7 protein-coding genes and 1 pseudogene are annotated in these 10,834 nt (G+C 66.9%); 3 read left to right on the forward strand and 5 right to left on the reverse strand.

Going from position 1 to position 10,834, the window contains the following annotated elements; translation table 11 throughout:
- Positions 1-378 precede the first annotated feature (378 nt).
- Positions 379-514: pseudogene (locus ACF1AG_RS34430) on the forward strand (ABC transporter ATP-binding protein); the annotation flags it as partial.
- Positions 515-757: 243 nt separating this feature from the next.
- Here the strand turns inward: ACF1AG_RS34430 and ACF1AG_RS34435 are convergent.
- The 5 genes from ACF1AG_RS34435 to ACF1AG_RS34455 form a co-directional block, all read right to left on the reverse strand.
- Positions 758-1,843, reverse strand: coding sequence for a hypothetical protein (locus ACF1AG_RS34435; RefSeq protein ID WP_391811029.1), 1,086 nt, complete (start codon positions 1,841-1,843; stop codon positions 758-760).
- A 68-nt stretch (positions 1,844-1,911) separates the two neighbouring features.
- Positions 1,912-3,006, reverse strand: coding sequence for a flavodoxin-dependent (E)-4-hydroxy-3-methylbut-2-enyl-diphosphate synthase (gene ispG / locus ACF1AG_RS34440; RefSeq protein ID WP_387799088.1), 1,095 nt, complete (start codon positions 3,004-3,006; stop codon positions 1,912-1,914).
- Positions 3,007-3,196: 190 nt separating this feature from the next.
- Positions 3,197-5,032: a 1-deoxy-D-xylulose-5-phosphate synthase gene (locus ACF1AG_RS34445; protein WP_391811030.1), complete on the reverse strand. Its 1,836-nt coding sequence runs from the start codon at positions 5,030-5,032 to the stop codon at positions 3,197-3,199.
- The gene (gene ispH, locus ACF1AG_RS34450) at positions 5,029-6,234 is read right to left on the reverse strand and encodes a 4-hydroxy-3-methylbut-2-enyl diphosphate reductase (protein ID WP_391811031.1); all 1,206 of its coding nucleotides are present in this window, start codon (positions 6,232-6,234) and stop codon (positions 5,029-5,031) included. The genes ACF1AG_RS34445 and ispH overlap by 4 nt, the downstream gene beginning before the upstream one ends.
- 95 nt (positions 6,235-6,329) lie before the next feature.
- Positions 6,330-7,373, reverse strand: coding sequence for a polyprenyl synthetase family protein (locus ACF1AG_RS34455; protein ID WP_391811032.1), 1,044 nt, complete (start codon positions 7,371-7,373; stop codon positions 6,330-6,332).
- Positions 7,374-8,090: 717 nt separating this feature from the next.
- Here ACF1AG_RS34455 and ACF1AG_RS34460 point away from each other — a divergent pair.
- Together ACF1AG_RS34460 and ACF1AG_RS34465 are read left to right on the forward strand one after the other, a co-directional pair.
- On the forward strand, positions 8,091-8,330 hold the full coding sequence (locus ACF1AG_RS34460; RefSeq protein WP_387799082.1) for a hypothetical protein: 240 nt from the start codon (positions 8,091-8,093) through the stop codon (positions 8,328-8,330).
- Positions 8,331-8,363: 33 nt separating this feature from the next.
- Positions 8,364-9,812 (forward strand): ABC1 kinase family protein, encoded by a 1,449-nt coding sequence (locus ACF1AG_RS34465; protein ID WP_391811033.1) that lies wholly within the window; start codon positions 8,364-8,366, stop codon positions 9,810-9,812.
- Positions 9,813-10,834: the final 1,022 nt, after the last annotated feature.

Below are 10,834 nucleotides of genomic sequence, written 5' to 3' on the forward strand. Positions count from 1 at the left end.
GCGATTTCCCACAGCCCGTCCGGAACAATCCAACTCCATGTACCCCGCCCCATGTCGAGGTCAACGACGCCTCACCACGTAGGACACGGTCTAAGGACGCGCGTCGCTCCAGCCGCTGCTGTGATCCGCCCGGTGGCCTCGATGCCGTCCATGCCTGGCATGGACGAAGGGGTAGGCGATCGCCCCGCACCAGGCCAGAGCCGGCCGCACGTGCCAGGACAGCAGGGGATGCGGCTTGGCGGACATGGAGCGTTCATAATCGCCTGACCAGCGGCGGAACATTGGCCCGCGGGCGTACGCCCACGGGATACCAGCCTCCCGTCAGTGCAGCCGACGGGCCGATGCCGGACGGACACCCTCCCCGGCACCGTTGACCGGGTGATCGAAGTCAACAAAGTGACCAAGCGATACGGCAAGACCACTGCCGTCAACGGCCTGACCTTCACCGTGCGCCCCGGGTACGTCACCGGTCGGTCCCAACGGTGCCGGCAAGAGCACCACGCTGCGCATGCTCGGCGCTATGAAGTCACAGATGCCCGACCGGCCACGCGCGTTGTGGCTCCGCCCAGACGGCCGACGAACCCAGCCAAGGACAGCCGAAGCGCCAGTCAGTCCAGGAGTCAGACCGCCGAGCGGAGCCGCAGCTATCATCACTGTCTGTACATGACCGGTGAGGGCCACCGCACCTGAGGTGTGGTGTCACCTTGCGCCCTCGCACGGGGAGGGTCGTGGGGTGCGCTTGGCGGGGTCGACCGCGTCAGTCGATGAGTAATTTCCACCACCATTCCAGTGGAGCGAGCCGGTCCCCGTATGCACGGGTCCGCACATCGGTGATCTCGTGGAGGGCGGTCTCCGGACGTGGGGCGGGGAGGCCAGCGTCTTCCGGGACGTCCAGCACGGTGGTGTAGCGGGGAAGACCTCGCTGCCACTCGTAGGTTCCGCGCACCATGTTGGCCATCTGGTCCGTGTACCGGAGGAGAGCGGGAGATGCGTCCACACGCAGACGTGCATACATGGTGGTGAAGAAGTCCATGACGGTCTCGAGCAGGGCGCACGCTTCGTACATGGCGTCCTGTGCTGTCAGGGAGCGCTGGACGGCGAGGATGTGGACGATGTTCGATTCGAGGTTTCCCTGCCGGAGTTCGCGCTCGTAAGAGGTCAGATCGGTGGGGACAGTTACCAGAATGCCGGCTGCCTCGGTGAACGCCAGGACCCGAGGGTGGTTGCGCTCCCGTGCGGGGAGCGCCGTGCCCTCGGCGATTTCGATCATGTACTCGAACGGTACGGCGCCTCCGTCAGCCGGGCGGATCAGCAGGTGGTCGTCCACGGTGCGCACGGCGGCCGCCGCCCTGTCGCTGACCCCGCACATGGTGCCGGTTGCCCAGTGCTGGTGGGCCAGGGCACAGAGGGGGACGAGCTCCGGGGAGGCGAGAGTGTCAACCCGTCGCAGGATGTCTCCCAGGGCAGTTGCGAACGCATCGAAGGCCGTGTCCCCGGTCGGTGCGGTCTCGGGGTAGGCCGCGCGTGTCATCATGCGCACAGCGAGGGTGTTGAAGGTGTCCGGCCGGGAGGCGTGCGGGCCTGCATCGCAGTAGAAGTCGTCGTACAGCAGGGCCCACATCAGCCAGTCGGACAGGAGTTGTGTGCCTTCTTCCGATCCGTCTGGCGCGCAACTGCTCGCCAGGAAGCCTGTGTCGGTGGCGGTCGCCCGTTGTAAGGAGCGTTCGTCGATGCCGTGGTGTTCCAGCCAGGTCAGCGTGCGTGCGTCGATGGTCGCCGCTCCGTCCCTGACGCGGAGTTCCAGGGGGCACCACAGTGGCGGTATCTGAATGAGGGGGCTCAACGTGTGTAGTCCCTTTCTGAGGCCAGCGTTGCCGTTGGGAGGTCGTGGTGCGGGTATGGGCTGGTCGGTCACGGGGTGAGGTGCTGCGCCTCCTCGAGGAGCGCTTCGACGATGCGGTGCTCCGGGACGGTGCGTATGACCTCACCGTTGCGGAAGATCTGGCCCTTTCCGTTGCCGCAGGAGACTCCCAGATCGGCATCGCGCGACTCACCGGGGCCGTTGACCACGCAGCCCATGACCGCGATGCGCAGAGGTTCGGGGAAGCCTTCGAATGCGGCTTCGACGCGGGCGGCAAGGCGGTGGATGTCGACTTGGAGCCGGCCGCACCCGGGGCAGGAGACTATTTCCAGTTGGCGCGGGCGCAGCCCGAGGGACTGCAGGATCTGGCAGCCGGCTTTGACCTGCTCGGCGGGTGGTGCCGACAGGGAGACGCGGATGGTGTCACCGATGCCCTCGGACAGCAGGATCCCGAAGGCGACCGCCGACTTGATGGATCCCTGCACGGGTGTTCCGGCTTCGGTGACACCCAGGTGGAGGGGGTAGTCGCATTGCGCCGCGAGGAGACGGTAGGCGGAGATGACGGTCTGAGGGTCGTGGTGCTTGACGGCGATCTTCAGATCCGTGAAGCCGTGCTCCTCGAACAGCGAGCATTCCCACAGGGCGGATTCGACCAGCGCCTGGGGGGTGGCTGAGCCGTGTTTGACGAGCTGGCGTTCGTCCAACGATCCGGCGTTGACGCCGATGCGGATGGGAACGTTGGCTGCCTGGGCGGCTTTGGCGATCTCTTTCACCTTGTCGTCGAACTTCCTGATGTTGCCGGGGTTGACCCGCACGGCGGCGCAGCCGGCGTCGATGGCCTGGAAGACGTAGCGGGGCTGGAAGTGGATGTCGGCGACGACCGGAAGCGGAGAGCGGGCGGTGATCCGGGGCAGGGCATCGGCGTCGTCCTGGGAGGGGACGGCGACGCGGATGATGTCGCAGCCCGCGGCCGTGGCCGCGGCGATCTGACGCAACGTGGCGTCGGTGTCGGTGGTCGCGGTGGTCGTCATGGTCTGGACCGAGATGGGGGCGTCTCCGCCGATGGGCACGGAACCCACGTGGATCTGACGAGAGCGCCGGCGCGGTGGGCGGGAGGAGGGGGCGGGGAGGTGGGTGAGGGGCATCGGTCGCCTCCTGGTGCGGTGTCTTGTCTGAAGGGGGAGGCCGGGTCGAGATCGTCCGGCGGGGGCTTTCTGGCGGGGGAGTTGGGGGTGCGGGCGCTCGTCGGCGATGTCGGAGCTCCGTCATTCCAGGCGTGGTCGAAGCAGCACCAGGCGGGAGAGGGTTCTCCTCGTCCAGGGGGCGGGTGGGCCTTCAGGAGTTTTGAGCGGTGTCGTACCGCGGAGGGGTCAGGGAGTTGAGGACACAGCGTGCGATGCCGTCGGCGTCGAGACCTGCCTCCGCGAGAAGCGTGTGGCGTTCACCGTGGGGGATGAAGCGGGAAGGAAGCGCCAGAGATCTGACGGATGTGTCCGGATGTTCTACGGCCGCTAGGTGGGCGAGTGCGGAGCCGAAGCCGCCGGAGCGGGTGTTGTCTTCGACGGTGACGACCCGTCGGTGTCTGCCGACCAGGTCGAGCAGGTCCGGGGAGATGGGCAGCAACCAGCGTGGGTCGACCACGGTCGTGCCGATGCCCCGTGCCAACAGGGTTTCCGCGGCGCGGAGGGCGGAGTGTGCCAGGATGCCGGTGGCCACGATGAGTACGCTTGGGTTCGGCGTGGTGTGCAGTACGTCCACGGTGCGGTAGCTGTCTTGACGAGGAAGGTCGGGGCTGGTTGTGCCCTTGGGGAACCTGAGCACTGTGGGTCCTGAGCGGTTGGAGACAGCCTCTTCGAGCAGCAGAGGTAACTGCTTGGCGTCTCGGGGGGCGGCGATACGCAGGCCGGGCACGGCGCCGAGGATGCTCAGGTCCCACATGCCGTGGTGTGAGGGTCCGTCGGGTCCCGTGATTCCGGCTCGGTCCAGTACGAAGGTGACGGGCAGTTGGTGCAACGCGACGTCCATGAGCACCTGGTCGAGGGCACGGGTCAGGAAGGTCGCGTAGAGAGCGACGACCGGGTGCAGGCCGGCCATGGCCAGCCCTGCGGCGGAGGCGACGGCGTGCTGCTCGGCGATGCCCACGTCGAAGAAGCGGTCGGGGTAGCGGGCCTGGAAGCGCGACAGACCGGTGGGGCCCGGCATGGCTGCGGTCACGGCTACCAGGTTGTCGTGGCGTGCCCCCAATGTGCACAGGGTCTCGGAGAACAGTGCGGTCCATGAGGGCCGTGCGGCTGGTGCGGGCGGGGAACCGGGGGTCGGACGGGCCCCTATGGCGTGCATGTGCTCGTCCTGATCCCGCTCGGCGGGCTCATAACCTCTGCCCTTGACAGTGGTGACGTGCACGATCACGGGCCGGCGGAGGGTTCGAGCCGCGCGCAGTGCCTCTTCGACGGCGGAAGTGTCATGTCCGTCCACGGGACCGAGGTAGGCCAGGCCGAGGTGCTCGAACAGTGAGCCCGCCGCCTGGGCAGGCTCGCGGGGCTGCGAGGGCGGGCCGAGCCGTAGGCGGCTCAGGTGGGCGGCGAGGCCGCCGACGGTAGGTGCGTAGGAGCGTGAGTTGTCGTTGAGCACGATGATGACCGGACGCTGCGGGGCGGCGGCGATGTTGTTGAGTGCTTCGAAGGCCATGCCTCCGGTCAGTGCTCCGTCACCGACCACTGTGACAACGGCTCGTTCGGTCTCCCCGGTCAGCTGGCGGGCCTTGGCCAGGCCGTCGGCGTAGGCGAGGGCGGTGGAGGCGTGCGAGTTCTCAATGACGTCGTGTTCGGATTCCTTCTGCTGGGGGTAACCCGCCAGGCCACCGGCCTTCCGTAGTTGGTCGAAGGAGCGGGCCCGGCCGGTGAGGATCTTGTGGACGTAGGTCTGGTGTCCGGTGTCGAACAGCAGCGTGTCGTGGGGGGAGCGGAACACGCGGTGCAGCGCGAGCGTGACCTCCACCATGCCGAGGTTGGAGCCTAGATGACCGCCTGCAGCGCCGACCTTGTCGATGAGGAACTTCCGGATCAGCAGGGCGAGACGTTGGACCTGTTCGTCGCTGTGGGCGGTCAGTTCCGTCCGTTCGAGGATGTCGAAGAGCTCGGAGTGGCAGTGAGCGCGGGCAGCTCTACTCATATGGGCCTCACACCGGCAGGCAGACCGAAGGTCACGTTCTCCGTGCTCGTGGCGTGCTCGCGGACGGTCACCGGTCCCAGCCCATGAAGGGCCGTGAGGGCATCGTTGATCAGGACGGGCGGCGCGGACGCTCCGGCGGTCAGCGCGATGGTGGTGACTGCGTGAAGCCAGGGGCGTTCCAGCTGAGTCACATCCTCGATCAGGTGGGCCGGTGTTCCGCGCCGGCGGGCGACTTCCACCAGGCGCACGGAGTTGGACGAGTTCGCGGATCCGATGACCAGGGCCAGGTCCGCCTCGGACACCGTCTCGGCGAAGGCGTGCTGGCGGTTGGTGGTGGCGTAGCAGATGTCGTCGGATCCCGGGCCCTGGATGTGCGGGTAGCGGCGGATGAGTGCCGAGATGATGGCCTGTGTCTCGTCGACGGCCAGGGTGGTCTGAGTCAGGTAGGACACCCGGCGTGGGTCGGGAATGTCCAAGGTGGCGACGTCTTCGACGCACTCGACGAGGACGGTCTGCTCGGGTGCTTCGCCCGCAGTGCCTTCGACTTCTTCGTGGTCGGCGTGCCCGATGAGCACGATGGTGTGACCGCGAGCGGCGAAGCGCCGGGCTTCCGCATGGACCTTGGTCACGAGTGGGCAGGTGGCATCGACGACCGCCAGGTCTCTCGCCGAGGCTTCCGCGCGTACTTGGGGAGAGACCCCGTGTGCGGAGAAGACGACCTGGGAGCCGGTGGGCACCTCGTCGAGTTCGTCGACGAAGACAGCGCCCTGCTCTGCGAGGTCGTTCACGACGTGATCGTTGTGCACGATCTGTTTGCGAACGTACAGTGGGCCGTCGTCCCCGGACCGTGCGTTCAGCAGTTCACGAACGGTGTCGATGGCTCGTTCGACACCGGCGCAGAACGAGCGTGGCGATGCCAGAAGGACGGTCCGCGGACGAGCCAGTGCGGCCCACTCGTTCAGTTCGTGCACGACCGCTTCGCGCCGGGCCTCGTCACAGCCCGCCGCCAGTACGAAGGGGGTGCCCTGGCCGCTGGCGATGTCGACCGAATATGCGCGGAGCGACCCTGGCGCTCCCTCCTCGGCGGCACGTAGGGGCGCGATGTGCACCGGATGCCCGCTGCGGCGCAGTGACGCTGCGAGCAGGGGAGCGGCGGGGGAGGTGAGCGTCTGCCCACTGCTCAGGGTCAGATGTTCGGCCACGGAAACCGGTGCCGGCTCTGCGCCGTGGGATGCCGGGGTCCTTGGGCGGTGGACGGGCAACGTCGTCGTGATGGGGGCCATGCGTTGAGTGCCTCTCAGACAGACCGGTGGGTCATCAGGTGCGCCAAAGCGGTCAGTTCACGGTGCGGTGCACGAAGCGGATCGGCAGCGGCCAGAGAGGTGAGAGTCTGTTCCAGCTCGCGACGGGCTCGCTCTTGTGCCAGGTCCTTGCCGCCGGCGTGCTCGACCAAGGTCCCCGCACGGACAACCTGTTCTGCAGTCAACGGCGCCGTCTGCGCGTACAGTTCGGTGAGTTCCTGTCCTGCGGGATGACCAGAGGTGAGGGCGGCCAGCACCGGGTAGGTCTTCTTGCGTCGCGCGACATCTCCCCCGACAGGCTTGCCGGTCGCCTGCGGATCGCCGAACATGCCCAGCATGTCGTCGGTGATCTGGAAGGCCAGGCCGAGGTGCCGGCCGAAGCGCGTGAAATGTGCAGCCCTCTTTGGGTCGCAGCCGGCACTCAACGCGCCCACTGCACAGGCTGCCCCAAGCAGGGAGCCGGTCTTGGCGCTTGCCATCGCCGTGTACTCGTGCAGAGTTGTCTCCAGACGGTCTTCCAAGGCGATGTCCGCCGCCTGGCCCGCGATGAGTTCTTGCACGGAGTCGCACAGCAGGGGCAGCGCGTCGTTCTTGTGGGGGCCTTCCGCTGCAGCGAGCGCCTGGTAGGCGAGGGTCAGCATGGCGTCGCCGGCCAACAGCGCCGCCGGAACCCCGAAAGCCGCCCAGAGAGTGGGACGACCTCGCCGTAGTCGGTCACCGTCAATGACGTCGTCGTGGACCAGGGAAAAGTTATGCACGAGTTCCACGGCCGTCCCCGCCGCTGCGGCTGCCGAGGCGGTGCCGCCGGCGGCCTCCGCGCATCCCAAGGTCAGAGCCGGTCGCAGAGCCTTCCCCTGGCGGGCGGTGCGTGCCTCTCCCTCTGCGTCCCACCAGCCAAAGTGGAAACCGGTCCACAGCCGGGCCGGTGACGGCATGCGGGCGACCGCTTCGCGCAGCGGCGTGTCGACAGCCTCACGGCCACGGACGAGAAGCCGCCCTCCGCTCGCTGCGGGGTCCCCTGACAGGTCGTTCGCCTGCACAGCTCCCAACGTGTGTACCTCCAGGATCGGGTGAGCTCGCCATGAACAGAAAGTCCTTTGTGCCGCAGCGGGCAGCACGATGCTCGGCCGGTTGGGCAGATCCATGTGCTGTCCGGCCCAGGCAGCCTCGTTGCGTCGACGGTCACGAGCACACCGAATTTGTGTGTCGTTCCGCATCGTCGCCAACGGGCTTTCGGGCCGAAGGGCGACCACCCGCAGAGGGCCGTGGATGCTCGTGCCGGTCTCTGAGCCCTGGGTGGATTACTCCAGCATCCAAGATTACTTGTCCTCTGCAAGTGTCATGTGCAGGCTCATCGGCGTAGGGCCCGGACAGGCTGGCGCGCTCCATGCCCGGGGGCACGCGCTCACGCGCCGGAGCATGAGACTCATGCATTGCCCGGGCGTATGATCCTCGTGCTCTTTGTCGGGGAGCGCGGTCGGCAACGAGGTTGACCCACCCCTCCTCGCACTGCGCTTACGCCTCTGACCTGGTCAGACCAGCGGCGACGGGGAGCGACCGGATCATGCCTCGTTTCGCGGACCGGTTGGAGCAAGCGAGAGCCGGTTGACCGTCTGAGGTGGCTGACTGTCGGATGAGCGGGGTGCACCGCTCGGCGACGTGCCGGTGCCGCACCCCGCGCACCAGGCCTCGTGCGCCCCGAGTGGTGCGGTCCCAGGTGTGCCTTTTCAGAGCGCCGACAGGACAAGGAGGATCGGATGAGTAAACGTCGTGACAGTGCCGGTGACCGTCTCGCCGACGTGGTCGAGGGGTTCGACAAAGGCTTGGTGCGAGGCCTGCGAAGCAAGAAGAAGGGCGGCGGTTCCAAGAAGCGGCAGCGGCGCAACGAGCGTCAGATCGCCGAACTGAGCGCTCAGGTGTCGGCGCTGACCCAGGCCGTGGCCTCTCTTACCTCCCACGTGGGTGACAAGGGCCGTACATCGGGAGGCAGCAGCTGATGAGCCTCGCCCGCGCCAGAGTGCCGCAGGTATATGGCTGACAAGCGCGGACGTCGAGCGGCCGGCATAGTCGTCCAGGCCGCCTCGAAGGAAGCCGTGCGAAGCCTGTCCCGTAAAACAGGACTCGCACGGCGTTCCGACGACGACACGTCCGACCGTGCGCGCCGACTACGGCAGACCCTGGAAGAGCTCGGTCCCTTCTACGTCAAGGTCGGCCAAATACTCGCCACACGACCCGACTTCGTGCCCGACCAGATGCGCGCAGAACTCAGCCGGCTCAACGACGAAGCGGCCACTCGGCCATTTGCTTCCTTCGTGCCGGTACTCGAGCGGGACCTGGGCCCCGAGTGGCGGGGGCGCTTCAGTTCGGTACGGACCGAGCAGCCCTTGGGATCCGCTTCTCTGGCTCAGGCCTACCGCGCGACCCTTGCCGACGGAACGCCCTGTGTCATCAAGGTGCAACGCCCAGGAGCCGAACGAGCCGTGCTCGGCGACATGCAGGCATTGCGCCGAGTGTCCCGGCTCGTCACACGGTTCACACCACACTTCAACGAAGTAATCGGCGTCGAGGCCATGACAGACGTCCTCTTTGATGCCATGCGTGACGAACTCGACTTCACTCGAGAAGCCAGCAACATGAAGGCCGCACGGAAACTCGCCCGCGACTACAAACGCGTGAGCGTGCCCAAGGTGCTGCACGCCACACCACGCGTGCTCGTCCAGAGTCTCGTCGACGGCGTCGCAATCAATCGCGTCAAGCAGGACGACCTGACGCCCAAGAAACGCAAGCAGATCGCCCAGCAACTCATGGACTTCATGTTCCGCTCCTACTTCGTCACCGGACGCTTCCACGCCGACCCACACCCGGGCAACGTCCTCGTCAGTCAAGACGGCACAGCCCACCTGATCGACTGGGGGATGGTGGGACGCTTCGACCGCAGCGCCCGGATCACCATGCTCGGCGTTCTTCTCGGGCTGGCCCGCAACGACGGGGAGGCAGTGGCCCGCCAATGGATCCGCATGGGGTCCACCACTCCTTGGAGCAACAGCGCAGGTTTCGTCCAAGACCTCTCCCGCAAGGTCCCCCTGTGGTCCAACGCAACGCTCGCGGAACTCAACTACGGCGTTGCTTTGATGTCAGTCCTGCAGTACTCCAGCCGCCGCGGCATCCAAGTGGCACCCATCGTTTCCATTGTCGGTAAATCGCTCGCCAATATCGAAGGGTCGGTCCGGTGCCTGTACCCGCGGCTCAAACTCACCAAGAGTCTGACCAGTTCCCTGAACCGTGTCCTGAGGGATCTGCTGAGGGAGGAAACCTCTCCTGAACAGCTCGCCCAGCACTTCCTGGACCTTCTCATCCTCACGGACAAGAGCGCCGGCCACCTGCAAGCACTCATGAGGGATCTCTCGTCCCGCCAGTTCACCGTTCAGGCGCGCACCAATCTCGGAGATCCGATCCGGCCCGGCCGTTCGCACCGGTAGGAAGGGCTCCCCCGGCCGGGATTCCCCAGATGGTGCGCCAAGGGTGGGGCAGGGCGAGGACAGGGCGGTGCTCTTCGCCGCCGCACTGGAGAGGCTCGGGTTCCGCTTCACCGCCGTCTCCGAGCGGGGGCCAACTGGGCGCCGACTCCACCAGTCCCCGCCCGGCGGCCCACGCGACGCTGATCGTGGAACCCGAAGCACTCGCCGATACCGTGATGAATGACCTGATCCCCGTCGAAGGCGTCACGGACGACACCGCCTGGTCGTCGTCAGCCTGTGAGGTGTCTCGGCGCTCACACAAGTGGACTCCGCCTGCTGGCGCACCACAGGAGCCACACCACCCGAAGAGATGAGGCGGCCCCTCCCCGGTGATTCGGAACCTCCGTCGCCTGCTGAGCGAACGTCGAGAATGGCTCACCAACGAAACTCGCTGGAATGCAGAAACGAGGGGCACGCGTCGCAGGGGTCCGCAGGGGAACGACCAGCCGCAGCTGGCGGGCGCGGGTGGCGTACGCGCACCTGCCGGGCTTGGCCGGACTGCAGAACAAGACCCGCCCGTCATCGTGGGGCACGACCATGAACTCGACGGCGTTTCTGCTTGTTCCTGCCCGGGGATGAACGTTCGCCGGTCCTTGCGTCCGGCTCCGGCGTCTGGACCTCGTACCTCGGTGCCGTCGGTGATGCAGGGCATTTACGCCGGCGCCGAGGGGGCGACGACGACCTCGGCCGAAGTCCGCTACCGCACTGCGGGACTGATGGTGCAACGCCGTTCGGCGAGCAGCGGTCGTACCTCCACCGACGGCGGGCATGATGGTGCATCGCTCCACGTCGAACCACCAGGCCGGCACGACGTGCGGGAACCCGTGCCGGAGGTGCCAGGAGGGTGCCAGGAACCGGTTGACGAAGGCAGGTGACGGCGGCCACTAGCCTCGCGCTTTCATGAAGCGGGCTGTCCGGCAGGCGGTCAGAAAAGCAGGAAGTGCCTCTGACCAGCAAGAATGAGGATTGTCGAGGTCCTTGTT

Origin of the sequence: Streptomyces sp. NPDC014764, assembly GCF_043082785.1 — a bacterium.
Taxonomy (GTDB): Bacteria; Actinomycetota; Actinomycetes; order Streptomycetales; family Streptomycetaceae; genus Streptomyces; species Streptomyces althioticus.

Bases quoted from the DNA above. Each gene is read 5' to 3' on its own strand.
- ACF1AG_RS34445 (WP_391811030.1), bottom strand. From the start codon at position 5,032: ATGAGTAGAGCTGCCCGCGCTCACTGCCACTCCGAGCTCTTCGACATC.
- ispG (WP_387799088.1), bottom strand. From the start codon at position 3,006: ATGCCCCTCACCCACCTCCCCGCCCCCTCCTCCCGCCCACCGCGCCGG.
- ACF1AG_RS34465 (WP_391811033.1), top strand. From the start codon at position 8,364: ATGGCTGACAAGCGCGGACGTCGAGCGGCCGGCATAGTCGTCCAGGCC.
- ACF1AG_RS34460 (WP_387799082.1), top strand. From the start codon at position 8,091: ATGAGTAAACGTCGTGACAGTGCCGGTGACCGTCTCGCCGACGTGGTC.